This is a genomic window from Kitasatospora sp. NPDC058048, from assembly GCF_042885555.1.
GTDB lineage: Bacteria > Actinomycetota > Actinomycetes > Streptomycetales > Streptomycetaceae > Kitasatospora > Kitasatospora lactacystinica.
The window spans coordinates 25,376-44,949 of record NZ_JBHVRT010000037.1; the positions used below are offsets into that span (position 1 = coordinate 25,376).

Here is a 19,574-nt window from a genome sequence, read left to right on the forward strand (position 1 = left end):
GGTACCAGGTGTCAGGCGTCGGCGTCGGTGGAGGAGCGCACCACCAGCTGCGGGGCGAAGCGCTCCACGCGCTCCGTCCGTTCGCGGGCGGGGGCCTGAAGGAGGGTCAGGGCACGTTCGGCCATGGCGGTGAGCGGGTGGCGGATGGAGGTGATGGGCGGGTCGAGGAGTTCGAGCATCTCGGTGTCGTCGAAGCCGGTGACGGCGATCCGCCCGGGGACGGGGACCGCCGAGCGCTGCAGCGTGCTGACGAGGCCGACCGCGAGGACGTCCGCGCCGCAGACGACGGCGTCGATCCCGGTGTGCCGCTCGGCGATGCGCCGGCCCGCGGTGCGGCCGGCGTCGGTGGTGAAGCTGGGCAGCAGGACGGTGGTGGCGTCGGCGCCGCGGGCCTCGGTGAAGGCGGCGAGGCGTTCCGCGCCGGAGGAGGAGGCCTGGTCGGCGGCGACCAGGGCGATCCGGTGGCGGCCGAGGCCTTCGAGGTGGTCGAGGAGCAGCCGCATCGCGGCGGTGTTGTCGAGGGTGACGGCCACGGTGCCGGAGCCGGTGGCCCAGCGGTCGAAGAGGACGACGGGGGTGCGTTCGGCGGCGGCCCGGACGGCGGGGCCGGAGGCGCCGGCGGAGACGGGGACGACGAGCAGTCCGTCGACCCGGCCGCCGAGCAGGGTCTCGATCTGCTCGGCCTCGACGGCGGTGTCGTTGGCGGCGTCGGAGACCACCAACTGCCCTCCGGCGGCGCGGACTTGCTGGGCGAGCGCGTCGGCGAGCTGGACGAAGTAGGGGTTGGCGAGCGAGGGGACGACCACGCCGATGGTGCCCGTGGTGCCGGTGCGCAGCGCCCGCGCGGAGTGGTTGATGCGGTAGCCGAGGCGCTGGGCGGCCTCCTCGACGCGGCGGGCGAGTTCGGGGTCGACGTTGCGCGGGGTGCCGGCCAGGACGCGTGAGGCGGTCGCGCGGGAGACGCCCGCGGCCGCGGCCACGTCGAGGAGTCGGGGCGCAGTCACGTGGGGTGGTCCTTCGCGGTCGGAGAGGGCTCGGCTGAGCTGGCGCAATGCGCAGCACGAGGGTACTTGACGGTTTCCGGGGGCTGGTCCACAGTGTGGGAGATCGATCTCCCAAGGAGTGCGGATGCCGCTCATCACCGTCGTCGGTTCGATCAACCGCGACCTCGTCCTGACCGTCGGGGACCTGCCGCGACCCGGCGAGACCGTGCTCGCGCGGGGCTTCGTGGAGGGCGTCGGCGGCAAGGGCGCCAACCAGGCCGTCGCGGCCGCCCGGCTCGGCTCGCGGGTGCGTCTGGTCGCCCGGGTCGGTACGGACGCCGCCCCCATCCTGCGGGCGCTCGCCGCCGAAGGGGTGGACGTCGGGGCGGTGCGCCCGGCGCCGGAGAGCACCACCGGGATCGCCTCCGTGGTGGTCGACCGGGCCGGCGAGAACACCATCGTGGTCAACCCGGGAGCCAACGCCGCGCTGACGGTCGCGGACCTGCCGCAGCGGCTGGCCCGCTCGGCCGGCGAGGTGGTCCTGGTGCAGCACGAGATCGCCGCCGAGGTGGTCGCCGCCGCCGTGCTGCGGGCCCGGGAACAGGGCGGCACGGTCGTCCTCAACCCGGCGCCGGCCCGGCCGGTCGCCCCGGAGGTGCTGTCCGCCGTCGACGTCCTGGTGCCCAACCTCGGTGAACTCGCCGCCCTGCTCGGCGCGGAGCCGCCGGACGGCCCGGACGGCGCGCGCGAGCTGCTGGAGCGGGCCGCGCTGCCCTGCCGGGCGGTCGTGGTGACGCTCGGCGCGGACGGGGCGCTGGTCAAACAGCCCGGCCGCCCGGCCGTGCACCTGCCCGCCCCCGTCGTGGACGCCGTCGACACCGTCGGCGCCGGCGACACCTTCTGCGGGGCCCTCGCCGACTCCCTCGCCCGGGGCGCCGACCTGCTCGCCGCCGCCCGACGCGCCGTCCGCGCGGCCTCGCTGGCCGTGACCGGACTCGGCGCCCAGTCCTCCATGCCCTCCGCGGCGCAGCTCGACGCGGACGCCGCGGTCCTCGACGCTCCCGCCGCGGTCCTCGACACCCCCGCCGTCCCCGCGGCATCCTGACGGACCCCTCGCCGTCCCCCTGTTCCCCCCGCGTTCCCCCGTGCTGTGACGGACCCCAGGTCCCCCCCACCCCCCGCATCACCAGTTCAACGGAGAACACCCCATGCGCAACCTCAAGCTCGGCCTGTTCGAGAACGCCCAGACCAACGCGAGCGGCACCGCCACCTGGCGCCACCCCGACAGCCGCCGGCACCTGTTCGACACCCTCGGGTACTGGCGCGAGATCGCGCAGGTCTGCGAGGACGCCAAGCTCGACTTCCTGTTCCTGGCCGACGCCTGGGGCTGGTCGGAGATCGACGGGGTGCGTCCGCCGATCGCCACCGAGGAGACCCTGGACCTGCCGCGCCTGGACCCGTTCGTGATCGCCTCGGCGCTGCTGGCGAGCACCACCGACCTGGGCCTGGTGGTGACCGGCTCGGTGCTGGTGGAGCCGCCGTACGCCTTCGCCCGCCGGCTGGCCACCCTGGACCAGCTGTCCGGCGGCCGGCTCGGCTGGAACATCGTGACCACGGGCACCGCCGACACCGCGGTCAAGGCCTTCGGCATGGACATGGTGGCGCACGACGACCGGTACAAGATGGCCGAGGACTTCCTCGACCTGGTCTACAAGTACTGGGAGGGCGCCTGGGAGCCGGACGCCCTGGAGAAGGACAAGGGCGGCCGCTTCGCCGACCCGGCCAAGGTGCACCCGGTCGAGCACGAGGGCCCGTACTTCCGCTCGCACGGCTACGGCAACACCGCCCGCTCCCCGCAGGGCACCCCGGTGCTGTTCCAGGCCGGCGCCTCCCCGGCCGGGCGGCGGGTCGGCGGGCGGCACGGCGAGTGCATGTTCGTCGGCAGCGGCTCGGTGCAACAGCTCGCCGGGCACACCGCGGCGATCCGCGAGGAGGCCGTACGGGCGGGCCGCCGCGCCGACGAGGTCAAGGTGATGTCGGCGTTCTCCTGCGTGGTCGGCGCCACCACCGCGGACGCCGAGCGCCGCTGGCAGCGCGTCCTGGACGCCCAGCGCCCGGAGGTCACCGTCGCCAGCTACGCCATGTTCACCGGCCTCGACCTGTCCTCGTACGCGCCGGACACCCCGATGTCGGAGCTGTCCACCGAGATGTCCCAGACCCAGGTCGCCCGGTTCGCCGGCCGGACCGTCGGCGACGTGCTCGCCGACTGGCACACCCACGGCGTCGGCGCCCGTCCGGTGGTCGGCACCGCCGAGGAGATCGCCGACGAGATCTGCGCCCTGGCGCAGGGCGCCGACCTGGACGGCTTCCTGCTCTCGCCGACCGTCCAGCCGGCCTCCACCACGGAGTTCGTCGAATCGGTGCTGCCGATCCTGCGCGCCCGCGGCGTCTTCCGCGGCGCGTACGCGGACGGCGAGTCGCTGCGCGAGCGGCTCACCGGCGCGTCCGACCGGGCCCTGCCGGCCAGCCACCCGGCCGCGCAGTACCGGCACTGAACCACACTCGCGACGAGAGGACGGCGACGACCATGGTCACTCCCGCCCACCACCCGAACCCGCCCGCCGCCGCGTCCGCGCAGCCGCCGACCGCGGGGCGGCCGCACACCGAGCGGCCGACCGGGGCGGAGCCCAACGCCGCGGCGCTGCGCCAGGCGTTCGGGGCCTACCCGACCGGAGTGGTCGCGCTCGGCGCGCTGCGCGACGGCGAACCGGTCGGGCTCGCGGTGAGCTCCTTCGTGTCGATCTCGCTGGAGCCGCCGATGGTCGCGGTCAGCGTGGCCCGCACCTCGACCACCTGGCCCAGGCTGACGCAGGCACCGGAACTCGGGCTGAGCGTGCTCAGCCACGGCCAGGGCGCGCTCTGCCGGCGGCTCGCCTCCCGCGAGGGCGACCGCTTCGACGGCACCGGGTGGCAGGCCACGCCGGAGGGCGCGGTGCTGATCCACGACGCGGCGCTGTGGCTGACCGCCGGGGTGAGCGCGGTCTACGACGGCGGCGACCACGAGATCGTCCTGATGGAGCTGCTCACCGTCGAGCTGTTCCCCGGGGTGGAGCCGCTGGTCTTCCACACCAGCCAGTTCCGTGAGCTCACCCCCCATGGCTGACGCTCCGACGACCCCCCTGTCCGGCACCGTGGTGCACGGTGCCGGCCGGGGGCGGGGGCTGGGCTTCCCCACCGCCAACATCGCCGCCGAGCCCGGCACGCCCGTCCCGCCGCCCGCGATCTACAGCGGCTGGCTGGCCCGCCGCGCGACCGGCACCGTGCACCGCGCGACGATCAGCATCGGCACCAACCCCACCTTCTGCGACACCTCCGAGATCCACACCGAGGTGTACTGCCACGACGCCCCGGGCGACCTGTACGGCGAGCGCGTCGACCTGTGGTTCGTCGCCCGCATCCGGGACACCGAGAGGTTCGCCTCCGTCGACGAGCTGCTGCTCGCCGCCCGGGAGGACGTCCGCCGCTCCGAGGCCCTGCTGGACTCCGCGCGCGGACGGCACGTCCTGGCCGCCCTCTCCTGACCCACCGGCACTGCCGTTCCCCTCCCGATCCACCGGCACCGCCCTCACCTGCCGGCGCGCACACCCGCTCCCCACGCGGCCGCGCGCCCTGCGCCCCGAGCCCGGTCGGCCCCGCACCCCCCGCTTCGGCGGGGCCGACCGCCCCTTCCCCCACCTCGCTCCGCACGAACAAAGGTGTGAGTCATGAGCGCGTTCCACTGGTTGAACGAGCAGTTCGACTTCTTCGGTCTCCCCGTCTACTGGTCCGACTTCCTGGGCAACATCCTGGCGCTCGCCACCGTCTGGCTGGCCCTGCGGCGGTCCCTGGTGGCCTGGCCGGTGCAGATCCTCGGCTCGGTGCTGCTGCTGATCGCCAGCCTGAACGTGCACCTCGGCGGCAACGCCGCCCGACAGATCGTGATCATCGTCTCGGCGTCCTGGGGCTGGGCGACCTGGAAGCGCAGCCGCGAGCAGGAAGGCACCATCAACGTCCGCTGGGCGTCGGGGCGGGAACGCGCCGTGCTGGTCGCCGCGATGGTGGCGGGGACGGCCGCGTTCGGCGCGGTGCTGAAGGGGACGGACGCCTCGTTCTACCCCGGAGCGCCGTGGTGGATGGTCCTCGCGGACGCCTGGATCTTCGTCGGCTCGATCCTCGCCATGTACAGCCAGGCCCGCCGCTACGTGGAGTTCTGGTTCGTCTGGCTGGCCGTCGACCTGGTGGGGGTGCCGCTCGCCGTCCACTCCGAGCTGTACTTCTCCGGCATCGTCTACGGGATCTTCTTCGTGATGGTGCTGCTCGGCATCCGCGACTGGGCGTCCCGCAGCAAGCCGCAGGAGATCGCCTCGCCGCTGGAGCCCGCCGTCCTGGTGGAGGGCAGGGACGAGAGCCGGGTCGAGGGCCGGGACGACGCCCGCCCGGGCGGCTCCGCCCCGCGGGTCGGGGCCGCCGACTGACCGTCGGACCACCGCGCCGTACCCCGCCCCGTCCGCACCCCGCCCCGTCCGCGGGCCGGCCCCACCCGGGGGCCGGCCCGCGCCGGTTTCCGGAGGCCGGAGCCGCGGCGGTGCCCGGGCCAGGACCCGCCCCGCTGAACGGAAGGCGCGGGCCGCCGGGTTCAGGCCGCACACGGGCGGATCGAACCCCGGAGGGTGCGCCGTCCGTGCTACCGGTGAGGACGGTCGGCAGCCGGCCCGGAGCACGGACGAGGGAGGACAGCGATGGCCTGGTACCAGGGGTCGAGCCGGATCACGGTGACGGCGGTGGAGGGAAGGTTTCCGCAGCGGGCGGTGGTGACCGTCCGGGGCGCCGCTCCGGTGGAGATCCCCTGCGAGGTCGGCGCCGTCCACCACGTCGAGGCGGAGCGCTGGCAGCTCGACCTGGAGCACCTGGACCAGGGCGAGTGGTGCCCCAACATCCGTGCGGTGCAAGGGCGGTGGCAGGAGATCCGGGGTGTGCTGACGCAGGTCGTGCACAGCCGCAACCGCGACCTGGCCGGCGACCGGCAGGACCGCAACCTGGTGCTGCGGATCGAGCGGGTCTCGCCGGCCGGTGACGACCCGTCGGCCGCCCCCGCCGCCCCGGCCGCGCGCCGGACCACCGCGGCGCACCTCGCTCCGGCGGTCCCGGCCGGCTCGGCGCCGCGCACCTCGGCCGGTCCGGCGAGCGGCACCACGAGCACCACCGGCAACTCGTCGCCGGGCGTGCGGACGACCACCTCGGGCGCCGGGGCGGACTTCCTGCGGCCCGCCGCCGCCCCGGGCGGCCGGGTCACCGGCACCGGAGGCGCGAGCCGGACCACCGGCACCTCCGGGACGACCACCACGGCCGGCTCCTGGAACGGCTGACCGGGCCGGTCACGGCCGCGGGGACAGGTCTGCTCGATTCTCCGAGTGGTCAGGGCCGTTCCCGAAGGCGCGCCAACCGTTTCACTCGCCCTCGGTGAACGCCTCGCGCAGCCGGGCCTCCTCGTCCGCGGAGAGGTTCGTCTCCAGCAGCTCTGCGTGCAGGCCCTCGAACGCCGACCTGACCGGGTCGAGCACGGCGTCTGAGCTGAGCACGAACAGGGCCGAGGTGCCGGGGGTGACCTTCTCCCGCAGCCGTTTGACGAAGTCCTCGTCGATGCCGACATGGGCGAGGTGGCCTCCCAGCGCGCCGCCGGCCGCGCCCAGGGCCGCGCCGAGCACGGGCACGAAGAAGACCATTCCGAGGAAGAAGCCCCAGAAGGCGCCGCCCACGGCGCCCATGCCGGTCATGTCGCTCAGATGGCGGGTCTTCGGCTTCCTGGCCCCTTCCGGCCAGGAGACCACCGCTCCGTCCTGGACCTTGATCAGCTCCTGGCGCCCCAGCCTCCTCAGTGTGGCGAGGGCCTCGTCGGCTCCGTTCGCGGTGGGAAAGCGCCATACCGTCAGGGTCGCCATCACGGCCTCCGATCGCGGGGGTACTGCACCGGCAGCCCCATCGTCGGCACGGGCCGCGGGCGCTGCCACACGCGGACGCCGGACGGGCGAACCGGCCGCAAGCGTCCCGGCCGGCCGCCCCGGCCGGGCGGCGCGGGTGGGCCCGCCCCGGAAGGACACCGTCGGATTGACACGGCCGACCGGCGGCCACAGCGTGGCAGGTAGCACTCTTCCGTGCTGGTCGGTCCCGGTCCGCGCCGCGTCGAGGACGCCCGCGCGGACGGGACGCACGGCAGGCCTCCCGATGCCCGCCGGACCCGAGAGGAGCAGGCGATGTCGGACGGACGGTCGGCCAGGCGCATTGCGAAGTTCATCAAGCCGCTGCGGGTGAAACCGGGGTCGCGGGTGGACCTCGCGGAGGACTTCGACCCCCGGTACAAGGCGGGCATGAAGAAGCGCGAGGGCGTCGAACTGCTGCGCACCGGCGTGTCGCTGCTCTCGGAGTACCAGGCCCGGCTGGCGGCCCAGGACACCTACGGCGTGCTGCTCTGCCTCCAGGCGCTCGACGCCGGCGGCAAGGACGGAACGATCCGTCACGTCATGAGCGGGGTGAACCCGCAGGGCGTCCACGTGAGCAGCTTCAAGGTGCCCTCCTCGGAGGAGCTCGACCACGACTTCCTGTGGCGGTACGCGCAGCGACTCCCGGCGCGCGGGGACATCGGGATCTTCAACCGTTCGCACTACGAGGAGGTCCTCGTGGTGCGCGTCCACCCGGAGAACCTCGACCGGCAGAAGCTGCCGGAGGAGGCGAAGGGCCCCGGGGTCTGGCACCGCCGGTACCGGGAGATCAACGACTGGGAGCGCTACCTCACCGACAACGGGTTCAAGGTGGTGAAGATCTTCCTGAACCTCTCCAAGGAGGAGCAGCGCAAGCGCTTCCTGGCGCGGATCGACCTGCCCGAGAAGAACTGGAAGTTCTCCGAGGCGGACATCCGCGAGCGCGAGCGCTGGGACGACTACCAGGAGGCGTTCTCCGACATGCTGTCGGCCACGAGCACGCCGTGGGCGCCCTGGTACGTCGTACCGGCCGACCGCAAGTGGTTCGCGCGCATCTGCGCGGCGGCGGTGCTCGCGCACACGCTGATCGGGATCGATCCGCAGTTCCCCACGGTCGACGAGCGGATCCGCAAGGACCTGCGCACGGCCAAGCGCCTGCTGGAGGCGGAGGCCCCCCGGGGCGGCCGCACGTGATCCGGCGGCCGCGCGTGACCCGTTCGCGTGTGGCCCGTCCGGACGCGACCCGTCCGGGCGTGACCCGTCCGTGTCGACGCGTCGGACCGTCCGACGTCCAAGGGGGGACGTTCCCGGATCCCGAGGAGTGAAGAATGGCGGAGCAGGCTGGGCCGTCCGGCCCGCAGGAGTCCCCGGACCCGTGGTACGCGCGACCTCCCCGCGAGGTCGCGTCCTCGCTCGGGGTGGACCCGGCGACCGGGCTCAGCGCCGCCCGGGCGGCCGAACTGCTCGCCGCGAACGGGCCGAACGCGTTGCCCGAGGAGAAGTCGAGGCCCGACTGGCTGCGCTTCCTCGACCAGTACCGCAGCTACATGCAGATCATCCTGCTGGCGGCGGCGGTGGTCTCCCTGGCGATCAAGGAATGGACCACCGGGATCCTGCTGATCGTCCTGACGCTGCTCAACGCCGTGGTCGGCCTGCGGCAGGAGGGCAAGGCCGAGAGCGCGATGAACGCGCTGAGGTCGATGATGAAGGCCACCGCGCGGGTGCGGCGGGACGGGACGGAGGCGCAGATCCCGGCCGAACAGCTGGTCGTGGGCGACGTGGTGCTCGTCAGGGCGGGCGACGAGGTCCCGGCGGACGGACGGATCGTCGAGGCCAGCGCGCTGCAGATCGACGAGTCGGCGCTGACCGGCGAGAGCGTCCCCGCCGCCAAGGACACCGGCACCCTGCCGGCCGGGGCGCTGAGCCCGGGCGACCAGACCAACATGGCGTTCATGGACACCCCGGTCACCCACGGCAGCGGACTGCTCGTCATCACCGCGACGGGCTCCGGCACCGAACTGGGCAAGATCTCCGGGATGCTGTCGGCCACCGAGAAGGAGCAGTCGCCGCTCACCAAGGAGCTGAACACGCTGACGCTGTGGATCGCGGCGGCGGCCGGCCTGACCATGGTCGTGATGTTCGCGCTCGGCCGCAGCCGTGACCAGGCGTGGGACGCCCTCTTCGTCAGCGCGGTCTCACTGGCCATCGCGGCGATCCCGGAGGCGCTGCCGACGGTCAGCCAGGTCATCCTCTCCGTCGGCAGCCTCAACCTGGCCAAACGGCACGCGATCGTCAAGGAACTGCCGTCCGTCGAGACCCTCGGTTTCACCTCGGCCATCAACTCCGACAAGACCGGAACCCTCACGATGAACCAGATGACGGTCGTCGAGGTGCTCACCCCCGCCGACCGCTACACCGTCTCCGGCACCGGCTACCGCCTCGACGGGCGGATCCACCACGCCGCGGGCTCCGCCCCGAGCATCGAGGACGCCGTCCTGCCCCACCTGGTCGCCAACGACGCGAAACTGGTCGACGGCGAGGTCGTCGGCGACCCGACCGAGGGCGCGCTGCTCGTCCTCTGCCACAAGGCCGGGCTGGACATCGAGGCCACCCGGGAGCGCTTCCCCCGGCTCGCCACACTGCCGTTCGACCCCACCTACAAGCTGATGGCCAGCTTCAACGAGGCGAAGGACGCGGACGGCCGGGCGGTGGTGCGGTGCTTCGTCAAGGGCGCGGCCCCCGCGGTCATGGCCCGGGCCTCCTCGGCCGACTCGAACGGCGTGGTCGTCCCCTGGGACGCGGAGCTCGGCGGACGCGCCCGGGCGCAGACCGAGCGGATGGGCGGCGAAGGGCTGCGGGTGATGGCCGGGGCCGTCCGCGACCTGGACCCGGCGGACTTCGACCCGGACGGCGACCTGCTGGCGTTCGTCGAGGACCTGCGGATGACCAGCCTGGTGGCCATGGTCGACCCGCCGCGCGAGGAGTCACGGGCCGCGATCGCCAGCGCGCAGGCCGCCCACATCCGGGTCCGCATGGTGACGGGCGACGACGTCACCACCGGAGCGGCCATCGCCCGTCAGCTCGGCATCGACGGGGAGGCCGTCCTCGGTGCCGACTTCGCCGCCCTGCCGGAGCAGGAGCGGCTGTCCCGGATCGACGGCATCGGAGTCCTCGGCCGGGTCGCGCCCGAGCACAAGGTGCTGCTCGCCGCCACGCTCAAGCGCAAGGGCGACGTGGTCGCCATGACCGGCGACGGCGTCAACGACGCGCCGGCGATCAAGGCCGCCGACATCGGCATCGCCATGGGCAGCGGCACCGACGCGGCGAAGAACGCGAGCCGCATGGTCCTCGCCGACGACAACTTCGCCACCATCGTGTACGCCGTCGAGGAGGGCCGGAAGCTCTACGACAACCTCACCAAGTACATCCGGTTCGTCCTGGTGCTGCTGGTGACGTTCGTGCTGACCTTCCTCGGTGCCGCGCTCCTGAACATCGCCGCCGGCGAGCCGTTCACCCCGGCGCAGGTCCTGTGGGTCCACTTCGTGGTCAACGCCCCCTTCGGTTTCGCCCTGGGCTTCGACCAGGAGAGCCCCGGCCTGATGCGGCGCACCCCGCGCCCGCGCGGCGAGACGGTGCTGACCCGACCGGTGATGATCACTGTCGGGCTCGCCGGGCTGGCCGTCACGGTCGCCCTGCTCGGGCTGACCAAGCTGGGCGAGGCGCACTACCACAGTGCGCAGACCGGCAACTCGATCGCGTTCACCGCCTTCGCGCTCTGCCTGATCGTGGCGGCCTTCGAGTGCCGCAGCGAGCGCGGCTCCGCGCTGAGCGTCAGCACCTTCGACAGCAAGCAGATGAACAGGGCGGCCCTCGGCGAGTTCGTCCTGGCGGTGCTGGTCACCCAGATGGACGCGTTCCACCGCCTCCTCGGAACCACCGACATCACCGCCCGGCAGTTCGGCTGGGCCCTGCTGGCCGCCGTCGCGCTCCTGCTGCTCTGGGAACTGGGCAAGTTCGTCGCCCGCAGAGTGTCCGGCGCCGGCGGCGGGGCGGCGGCCGCCCGCGGCGCCGCGACGGCCGGCCCGCGTCCGTGACGGCGTTCCGGAGCCCTTGAGGAGATCCATGGCCGCCGGTGCTCCCCCCGAACGACGACGGCATCGCGTCGTGCCGGCCCTGCCGGGACTCGCGGTGCTCCGCGCCTACCGGCGCGACTGGCTGCGGGGCGACCTGGTGGCCGGCGCCACGGTGGTGGCCTATCTGGTGCCCCAGGTCATGGCGTACGGGAGCGTGGCGGGGCTGCCGCCGGTCACCGGGCTGTGGGCGATCCTGCCCGCGATCGTGCTGTACGCCCTGGTCGGCTCGTCCCGGCTGCTGTCGGTCGGGCCCGAGTCGACCACGGCGCTGATGACCGCCACCGTGATCGGCCCGCTGGCCGGCGGCGACACCGCCCGCTACGCCGTCCTGGCCGCGAGCCTGGCCGTGGTGGTCGGCCTGCTGTGCGTGCTGGCCTGGCTGGCCAGGCTCGGCTTCGTCGCCGACCTGCTCTCCCGACCGGTGCTGATCGGCTACCTCGCGGGCGTGGCACTGATCATGATCGTGGACCAGCTGTCCAAACTCACCGGGATCGACGTGCGGGGAGAGGGGTTCTTCCCGCAGCTGACGTCGTTCGCCTCGAACCTCACCGAGGCCCACCTGCCGACGGTCGCCTTCAGCGCCGCCACTCTGCTCTTCCTCCTCCTGGTGGCCCGCTTCCTCCCGCGCCTGCCCGGCCCGCTGCTGGCCGTCGTGCTCGGCACCGCGGTCTCGGCCGCGTTCTCGCTCAAGGACCACGGCCTCGCGGTGATCGGCGAGATCCCCGCCGGGCTGCCCCGTCCCGTGCTGCCGGACCTCACCGAGCTGGACCGGCTGCTGCTGCCGGCACTGGGGATCCTCCTGGTCGGCTACACCGACTTCATCCTCACCGCGCGCGCCTTCGAAGGATCGGGGGAGGAACGGCGGCTGGACGCCAACCAGGAACTGCTGGGCCTCGGCGCGGTCAACCTCGGCGCGGGCTTCTTCCAGGGCTTCCCGGTGAGCAGCAGCGCCAGCCGTACCGCGCTCGCCGAGTCGGCCGGCGGACGCACCCAGCTGTACGCGCTCACGGCGGGCCTCGGCGTGGTCGCCGTGCTGCTGTTCCTCAGCCCGCTGCTGCACGACACCCCGGACGCCGTGCTCGGGGCCCTGGTCGTCTTCGCCGCACTCCGGATGATCGACCTCGCCGGCTTCCGCCGGCTGGCCTCCTTCCGGAGCCGCGAACTGCTGCTGGCGCTCGGCTGCATGGTCGGCGTGCTCACCCTGGACATCCTCTACGGCGTCCTGGTCGCGGTCGGACTGTCGGTGATCGAGCTGCTCAGCCGGGTCGCGCGGCCGCACGACGCGGTGCTCGGCCTGGTGCCGGGCGTGGCCGGGATGCACGACGTCGACGACTACCCCGAGGCGCGGACCGTCCCCGGCCTGCTCGTCTACCGCTACGACTCCCCGCTGTTCTTCGCCAACGCGGAGAACCTGCGCCGCCGGGCGCTCGCCGCCCTGGCCGAACAGCCGGAGCCGGTGCGGTGGTTCGTCCTCAACACCGAGGCGAACGTCGAGGTGGACATCACCGCGCTGGATTCGCTGGACGCCCTGCGCCTCGAACTCGAAGCCCGCGGCATCGTGTTCGCCCTGGCCCGGGTCAAGCAGGACCTGCGCGACGAACTCGACGCGTACGGCCTGAGTACCTCCGTCGGCGCCGACCGGATCTTCCCCACCCTGCCCACGGCGGTGGCCGCCTACCGCACCTGGGCCCGGGGCGAAGGCTGATCGGCCGGCGGCGCCCCCTGACCCCGTCCGCCCCGTCGCGGGCGGAGCGGCGCCCGGGAGGCGCCGTCGGTCGCGGCCGAACTCGCGGGCCTGCGGGCCTGATCGGGCCGCGGGGCCGACGGCTTCGCCTTCCCGTATGTCGTCGTGGTGGCCGCCGGGAGACACGGGCTCGGCGTGCGCAGTGACCAGGACGCCGAATTCGCTACGGTGAACACCGTTGCCGCGTCACCGGGTTACCGAGTGACGGAGTAGCCACGTGACCGACCGCAGGGGTGCAAGGTGCATGAACTGATCCTCCGTCACGCAGCGGATCGCGGGGCCAAGACCGCCTTCGCCGACGCCGACGGCTCGGTGGACTACGGCGAACTCGCCCGCCGCACCGCCCGGGTGGCGGGCAACCTCCGGGTCGGGCGCGGCGGCCGGGTGGCGCTGTGCCTGGCCGGCGGGGTGCCCGCCGTCACGGCCACCCTCGGGGTCGCCCGCGCGGCCGCGGTAGGCGTCCTGCTCGACCCGCGAAGCGGCGAGGACGACCTCCGGTTCCGGGTGGCGGACAGCGGCGCCGAGCTGGTGGTCACCGACCGCGAGCACCTGGCGCGGGTCCGGCGGGTGGCCGGCGCCCGCGCGGTGACCGTCGACGAGCTGCTCGGGGCCACCCGTACGCCGCCACGGGACGACCTCGGACCGGACGAGCCCGCCTGGCTGCACTACACGTCGGGGACCGGCGGGGACCCGAAGGGCGTGCTGTCGGCGCAGGGGGCCTGGCTGCGGTCGGCCGATCTCGCCTACCGGGGCCTGCTGGGCATGTCCGGCGACGACCGCCTGCTCTGGCCGCTGCCGCTGTTCCACGCGTTCGGGCACTCGATGTGCGTGGTGGGCGTGCTGGCCCTGGGCGCGAGCGCCTACGTGATGGACCGCTTCTCCGCGGACCGGGCGGCCGCCCTGCTGCGCCGGACGCCGTTCACGGCCCTGGGCGGCGTGCCGACGGTCTTCACCCAGCTCCTGGACGCCGGGGCGCCGCTGCCGCCGCGCTGCCTGTCCGCCGGTGCCCCGCTGCCGGAGGAGCTGCGGGACCGGTTCCGCCGTACGTTCGGGCGTGAGCTGCACGACGGTTACGGCAGCACGGAGGCGTCCGGGAAGGTCGCCGTCGACGGCGTCGTGCTGCCCGGGATCGACACCCGGTTCGTCGACGGCGAGCTGTGGTTGCGGATGCCCGGCGCCGACGGGTGGCACGCGACCGGGGACCTCGGCCACGAGGAGGGCGGCCGACTGGTGGTGACCGGGCGGGCGGGCGACGTGATCATCCGGGCCGGGGAGAACGTCCACCCGGCCGAGATCGAGCAGATCGTGGCCCGCCACCCCGGCGTCCGGGAGGTGGCCGTGGCGGGAGAGCCCGACGCGGTGCTCGGCGAGGTGCCGGTCGCCTACGTGGTGGGCGACGCGGATCCGGCGGCGCTCCTGGCCTTCTGCCGCGGCCTGCTGCCACCGCACCGGGTGCCGCAGGAGATCCGTCCCGTCAGCCGGATCCCGCAGACCTCCTCGGGCAAGCCGGCGCGGCGGCGGCTGCGCCACCAGTACCTGCTCGACGTGGTCCGGCGGGAGACCGCGGGGATCACCGGCCGGCCGCCCGGGGCGGACCAGCCGTTCGCCGAAGCCGGCCTGGACTCGCTCGGCACCGTACGGCTGCGGGACCGGCTGGGCGCGGACCTGGGTGTCGCCCTGCCGCCGTCCCTGGTGTTCGACCACCCCACGCCCCGCGCGGTGGCCGACTACCTCACCGGCGCGGCCGCCGGCCCGCCACCGCCCGCCCGCAGGGCCACGGCCACCGAGCCGATCGCGATCGTGGGCATGGCCTGCCGCTACCCCGGCGGGATCAGCAGCCCCGAGGACCTCTGGCGCGTGGTCGCCGCCGGCCAGGACACGATCACGGAGTTCCCCACCGACCGGGGCTGGCCCCTGGACGAGCTGTTCCATCCCGACCCCGACCACATCGGCACCAGCTACGTCACCCGCGGCGGCTTCCTCCAGGACGCGGCCGACTTCGACGCGGCGTTCTTCCGCATGTCGCCGCGCGAGGCCCTGGCCACCGACCCGCAGCAGCGGCTGCTGCTGGAGACGGCCTGGGAGGCGTTCGAACGGACGGGCATCGCGCCGGAATCGCTGCGGGGCAGCAACACCGGCGTCTTCGTCGGCCTGATGTACAACGACTACGCCGGCCGCTTCCGGGGCAGCGCCCACCCTCTCCAGGCCCAGATCGCGCTGGGCGCGGCGGGCAGCGTGGCCTCGGGGCGGATCGCCTACCACCTGGGGCTGCACGGCCCGGCGCTCACCCTGGACACCGCCTGCTCCTCGTCGCTGGTCGCCATGCACCTCGCAGCGGACTCCCTGCGCGACGGCCGGTGCGACCTGGCCCTGGCGGGCGGCGCGACCGTCATGGCCACGCCGGACAGCTTCGTCGTGTTCAGCCGGCAGCGCGGCCTGGCCCCGGACGGACGGGTCAAGCCGTTCTCCGCCGCCGCCGACGGCACCGCCTGGTCGGAGGGGGTGGGACTGCTGGTCCTGGAGCGGGTGTCCGACGCGCTGCGCAACGGTCACCCGGTCCTGGCCCTGCTGCGCGGCTCCGCGGTCAACCAGGACGGGGCGTCGAACGGCCTCACGGCGCCCAGCGGCCCCGCCCAGGCGGCCGTGATTCAGCAGGCCCTGGCCGATGCCGGGCTGACCGGCGCCGACGTGGACGTGGTCGAGGCCCACGGAACCGGCACCGCCCTGGGCGACCCGATCGAGGCGGCCGCGCTGCTCGCCACCTACGGCCAGGACCGGGACCGGTCGGCGCCGCTCCTGGTCGGTACGGTCAAGTCCAACCTCGGGCACACCCAGGCGGCCGCCGGGGTCGCCGGCGTGATCAAGACCGTGATGGCGATGCGGCACCGCACCGTGCCCGCCACGCTGCACGTCGACGAGCCCAGCCCCCGCGTCGACTGGTCCGCCGGGGCCGTCCGTCTGGTCACCGAGCCGACGCCCTGGCCGACGGGCCGGTCGGCGCCCCGGTCGGTGGGTCGGTCGGCGTCCCGGCCGACGCAGAACCGTCCGCGCCGGGCCGCGGTGTCGGCCTTCGGGATCTCGGGGACCAACGCGCATGTGATCGTCGAGGAGTACGAGCAGTTGCGCGTGGCGTTCCTGTTCCCCGGGCAGGGGGCGCGGCAGCGCGGGACGACCCGGGACCTGGCGGCCGAGTACCCGGTGTTCGCCGCCGCGTTCGAGGAGGCGCGCGCCCGGCTGGGTCCGGTGCTGAACACGGCACCGGACCCGGCGCACCGGACGGACCTCGCCCCGGCGGCCCTGTTCGCCCACGAGGTGGCGCTGTTCCGCCTGCTGGAGTCCTGGGGGTACCGTCCGGACGCGCTGATCGGGCACGGCGCCGGGCAGATCGCGGCGGCTCACGTGGCCGGCGTCCTGTCCCTGCCCGACGCGGCGAGGCTGCTCACCGCCCGTGGCCCGGAGGAGTTCGCGGAGACGGCACGGAGCCTGACGTACCGCCCGCCGCTCATTCCGGTCATCGGCGCCCGCCCGGACGATCCGGAGCACTGGGTGCGGCGCCGGCACGAGACGGTCGGCCTCGCCGAGCAGGTGGCCGCGGTCGACGGCGTCACCCTCGTCGACCTGGGCCCGGGCGTCGGGGACTTGGAGGGCATGGAGGACGTCGAGGGCATCGAGGGCATCGAGGGTGTCATCCCCACCACCGACCCCGAGCGGACGGCGGCCCGGCTTCGGGGTACCCGCGCCTTCCAGCGCCGGCGCTACTGGCTCGACCGCGCCGCCGAGCACCCCCTGATCGAGTCGACCGTCGTCGTGCCCGGCTCCGGCGAGGTGGTGTGCACCGCCGACCTCACCCCCGTGTGGCTGCTCGACCACGTCGTCGACGGAACGGCGGTCGTGCCCGCCACGGCGATCCTGGAACTGGTGCTGTACGCGGGGGAGCGGGCCGGCTGCGGCACCGTCGACGACCTGGTCCTGCACACGGTGATGCGCCTGCCGGAGACTCGGCGCGCCGAGATCGTCGTACGTCCCGGGACCGACGGCGTACGGCCGTTCGAAGTGCACGCGAACGGCGTCCTCTGTGCCAGCGGCCGGCTGGACTCCCGCCCCGTGCCGCCGGTGGACATCGGCCCGTGGCCCCCGCCGGAGGCCGAGGAGCTCGACGTCGACCACGCCGAGTACGGACCGGCGTTCCGCGGGCTGTCCAGGGTGTGGCGCCGCGGCGACGACCTCTTCGGCGAGGTGCGCGGGGACTTCCCGGACGCGGGGCGCTTCGCGCTCCACCCCGCCCTGTTCGACGCGGCGCTGCACCCGGCGCGGCTGCTCGGCGGGGGAGTGCCGTTCGCCCTGCGCGGGGTGCACCTGCTGGCGCGGGGGGCCACGGGGCTGCGGGTCCGCATCCGCGACGGGCGGATCGCCGTCGCCGACCACGAGGGCCGGCCGGTGGCCTGCGTCGAATCACTCACCGTGCGCGCGCTCGGGCCCCGTTCGACGAGCATCCCTCCGGCCGGCACCGGTCCGCTCGGTACCGGCTCGACCGGACCGCGTCCGACCGGACCGCGTCCGACCGGCCACCTCGTGCCGGGGGCCGGCCGGGGCGCGCTGTTCCGCCCGGAGTGGCAGCGGACCCCGGGCCGGCCGCACGGTCGGGTCCACGAGGTGCGGCCCGGCGACGCCCCCGCCGCCCTGGCGCTCGCACTGCGGGAACTGCAGGCCGACCACGAGCACCTCACCGTCCTGGTACGGCCGGGAGATCCGGCCGGAGCGGCGGTGGCCGGCCTGGTGCGGGTCGCGCAGACGGAGCACCCGGGCCGGTTCACCCTGGCCGAACTCGGCGACGGGCAGACCGACATGGTGGCCGAACGCGCGGACCTGGTCCCCGTGCCGGGCGGCACCTTCACCTGGCGCGGCACCGTGCTGGTCACCGGCGGCGGCGCACTGGGCCGGGCGGTCGCCGAGCACCTGCGGGGCAGGGGAGTGCGTGTCGTCGTCGCCTGCCGCAGCGGCGAGACGCGCCTGGACGTCACCGACCGGGCGGCGCTGGCCGCACTGGTCGACTCCATCGAGGACCTGCGGGCCGTCGTGCACACCGCCGGGGTGCTCGACGACGGCGTCCTGACATCGATGACCCCGGCCCGCCTGGCGACGGTGTGGCGCCCCAAGGCCGAAGCCGCCTGGCAGCTGCACGAGTTGACCGCACACCGGGACCTGGACGCCTTCGTGCTGTTCTCCTCGGCGTCCGGTGTGCTCGGCCACGCCGGGCAGGCCAACTACGCGGCGGCCAACAGCTCTCTCGACGAACTCGCCCGCCACCGGCGGCGGTTGGGCCTCCCCGCGCTCTCCCTGGCCTGGGGCCCCTGGACGATCGGCATGATGGCCGACCGGACGGCAGCCGCCGGCCTGCTGCCCCTCGCGCCCGCCGAGGGCCTGGCACTCCTGGAGGCGGCACTGGGCACCGACGAACCCGTCCTGGTGCCGATCGCCTTCGACCACCCGAACCGTCCGAACGAGCCCGAGCATCCCCACCACCCATACCGATCGCACCGTCCGGAACCGCGGAGCACACCGGACCCGCGGAGCACACCGGACCCGCGGAGCACACCGGAACCGCGGAGCACAGCGGAACCGCGGAGCACACCGGAACCGACCCCGCCGGCCGGCACCCTGGAGATGGTGTGCGCCGAGGTCGCCGCCGTCCTCAGCTACCCGGACGTGGACCCGGACACCCCGATCCCCGACCTCGGCTTCGACTCGCTGACCTCCATCGAACTGCGCAACCGACTGGAGGAACGGACCGGCCTGCGCCTCCCCGCCACGGTGGTGTTCGACGCCGCCACGCCCAGGGCCCTCGCCGAGCAGCTGCGCCCACCGCCGGCCCCGGGGACGCTCACGTACCTGTACCGCACACTGTGCGAGCTGGGCCGGCCCCGGGAGGCCATGCACCTGCTCGTCTCCGCCTCCTGGGCGCTGCCGTCGGCGGCGACCCTCCCGTCGGTCGCCCCGCAGCGGCTCAGCGCCGGCGAAGGCCCGGCCGTCGTCTGCTTCCCCGCTCTCGCCTCTCCGCCCGGGGAGTACGCCCTCCTCGCCCGGCACCTGCCCGGCCTGTGGCTGCTCCCGCACCCGGGGTACGACGGCGGTCCCGTCCCCGAGGACGTGGAGAGCCTCGTCCGGACGCACGCCGCCTCGATCGGGCTGCTCGACCGCCCGGTCGTGCTCCTGGGCCGCTCCACCGGCGGGCTGGTCGCCCGAGCCGTCGCGGAACGCGTCGGCGCCGAGGCGGTGGTCCTGCTCGACACCCACCCCGTACGCGACGAGGGCCGGCTCGCCGAACTGGCCGTCCGCAGCGCCACCAGGCTCGACGAGCCCGCCCTCGCCGCCATGGGTGCCTACGCCCGCATCTTCCTCGACCGCCAGGAGCCGGAGCCGACCGTCCCGACCCTGCACCTGCGCGTCGGCGACGTGCCGGGCGACCACTACTCCATCCTCGACGAGCACGTGAGCACGACGGCGAAGGCCGTCCGGGAGTGGCTCGCCCGGACCCTGCCGACCGAGCCGGAATGACCGGACGCCCGTCGGCGTGCAGCCCCGGACCGAACCGACCCCCGCCGAACCGCCCCGGACCCGGGCCGGCCTGAACCCGGGCCGGCCTGAACCCGGCCCGAACCCGACCCGGACCGGTCCGGGCCGCCGGCTGGCGCACCGCCGT

General features: G+C 74.4%; 11 protein-coding genes and 1 pseudogene. 10 read left to right on the plus strand and 2 right to left on the minus strand.

Features of this window, described 5'->3' with window-relative positions; translation table 11 throughout:
• Window positions 1–11: 11 nt before the first annotated feature.
• A complete protein-coding gene (locus tag ACFVVA_RS31325) occupies window positions 12–1,004 on the minus strand; it encodes a LacI family DNA-binding transcriptional regulator (RefSeq protein ID WP_387694130.1) in 993 nt (330 codons plus the stop codon).
• 124 nt (window positions 1,005–1,128) lie between these two features.
• On the opposite strand from ACFVVA_RS31325, the gene ACFVVA_RS31330 reads away from it, so the two are divergent.
• From ACFVVA_RS31330 to ACFVVA_RS31355, 6 genes are all read left to right on the plus strand, one after another.
• Entirely contained in the window at window positions 1,129–2,088 is a 960-nt protein-coding gene (locus ACFVVA_RS31330; protein WP_387694131.1) for a ribokinase, read from the plus strand.
• A gap of 103 nt (window positions 2,089–2,191) precedes the next feature.
• Complete coding sequence (locus ACFVVA_RS31335; protein ID WP_387694132.1) at window positions 2,192–3,538, plus strand: NtaA/DmoA family FMN-dependent monooxygenase; 1,347 nt, start codon at window positions 2,192–2,194, stop codon at window positions 3,536–3,538.
• 32 nt (window positions 3,539–3,570) lie between these two features.
• A complete protein-coding gene (locus ACFVVA_RS31340) occupies window positions 3,571–4,146 on the plus strand; it encodes a flavin reductase family protein (RefSeq protein WP_387694133.1) in 576 nt (191 codons plus the stop codon).
• Entirely contained in the window at window positions 4,139–4,564 is a 426-nt protein-coding gene (locus ACFVVA_RS31345; protein ID WP_387694134.1) for a riboflavin kinase, read from the plus strand. Before ACFVVA_RS31340 ends, ACFVVA_RS31345 begins: the two co-directional genes overlap by 8 nt.
• Before the next feature lie 183 nt (window positions 4,565–4,747).
• Window positions 4,748–5,497, plus strand: coding sequence for a nicotinamide riboside transporter PnuC (locus ACFVVA_RS31350; RefSeq protein WP_387694136.1), 750 nt, complete (start codon window positions 4,748–4,750; stop codon window positions 5,495–5,497).
• A 264-nt stretch (window positions 5,498–5,761) separates the two neighbouring features.
• Complete coding sequence (locus tag ACFVVA_RS31355) at window positions 5,762–6,388, plus strand: hypothetical protein (RefSeq protein ID WP_387694137.1); 627 nt, start codon at window positions 5,762–5,764, stop codon at window positions 6,386–6,388.
• An 81-nt stretch (window positions 6,389–6,469) separates the two neighbouring features.
• Here the strand turns inward: ACFVVA_RS31355 and ACFVVA_RS31360 are convergent, their stop codons facing one another.
• A complete protein-coding gene (locus ACFVVA_RS31360) occupies window positions 6,470–6,961 on the minus strand; it encodes a DUF1269 domain-containing protein (protein ID WP_387694138.1) in 492 nt (163 codons plus the stop codon).
• A gap of 312 nt (window positions 6,962–7,273) precedes the next feature.
• Between ACFVVA_RS31360 and ACFVVA_RS31365 the strand changes: the two are divergent.
• The 4 genes and pseudogenes from ACFVVA_RS31365 to ACFVVA_RS31380 all read left to right on the plus strand — a co-directional run.
• Window positions 7,274–8,207, plus strand: a pseudogene (locus ACFVVA_RS31365) (polyphosphate kinase 2 family protein); the annotation flags it as partial.
• Window positions 8,208–8,325: 118 nt separating this feature from the next.
• Complete coding sequence (locus ACFVVA_RS31370) at window positions 8,326–11,091, plus strand: cation-translocating P-type ATPase (protein WP_387694139.1); 2,766 nt, start codon at window positions 8,326–8,328, stop codon at window positions 11,089–11,091.
• A gap of 28 nt (window positions 11,092–11,119) precedes the next feature.
• A complete protein-coding gene (locus ACFVVA_RS31375; RefSeq protein ID WP_387694140.1) occupies window positions 11,120–12,835 on the plus strand; it encodes a SulP family inorganic anion transporter in 1,716 nt (571 codons plus the stop codon).
• A gap of 279 nt (window positions 12,836–13,114) precedes the next feature.
• Entirely contained in the window at window positions 13,115–19,429 is a 6,315-nt protein-coding gene (locus tag ACFVVA_RS31380; protein WP_387694141.1) for a beta-ketoacyl synthase N-terminal-like domain-containing protein, read from the plus strand.
• Window positions 19,430–19,574: the final 145 nt, after the last annotated feature.

Bases quoted from the DNA above. Each gene is read 5' to 3' on its own strand.
- ACFVVA_RS31330 (WP_387694131.1), top strand. From the start codon at position 1,129: ATGCCGCTCATCACCGTCGTCGGTTCGATCAACCGCGACCTCGTCCTG.
- ACFVVA_RS31335 (WP_387694132.1), top strand. From the start codon at position 2,192: ATGCGCAACCTCAAGCTCGGCCTGTTCGAGAACGCCCAGACCAACGCG.
- ACFVVA_RS31340 (WP_387694133.1), top strand. From the start codon at position 3,571: ATGGTCACTCCCGCCCACCACCCGAACCCGCCCGCCGCCGCGTCCGCG.
- ACFVVA_RS31345 (WP_387694134.1), top strand. From the start codon at position 4,139: ATGGCTGACGCTCCGACGACCCCCCTGTCCGGCACCGTGGTGCACGGT.
- ACFVVA_RS31350 (WP_387694136.1), top strand. From the start codon at position 4,748: ATGAGCGCGTTCCACTGGTTGAACGAGCAGTTCGACTTCTTCGGTCTC.
- ACFVVA_RS31355 (WP_387694137.1), top strand. From the start codon at position 5,762: ATGGCCTGGTACCAGGGGTCGAGCCGGATCACGGTGACGGCGGTGGAG.
- ACFVVA_RS31360 (WP_387694138.1), bottom strand. From the start codon at position 6,961: ATGGCGACCCTGACGGTATGGCGCTTTCCCACCGCGAACGGAGCCGAC.
- ACFVVA_RS31370 (WP_387694139.1), top strand. From the start codon at position 8,326: ATGGCGGAGCAGGCTGGGCCGTCCGGCCCGCAGGAGTCCCCGGACCCG.
- ACFVVA_RS31375 (WP_387694140.1), top strand. From the start codon at position 11,120: ATGGCCGCCGGTGCTCCCCCCGAACGACGACGGCATCGCGTCGTGCCG.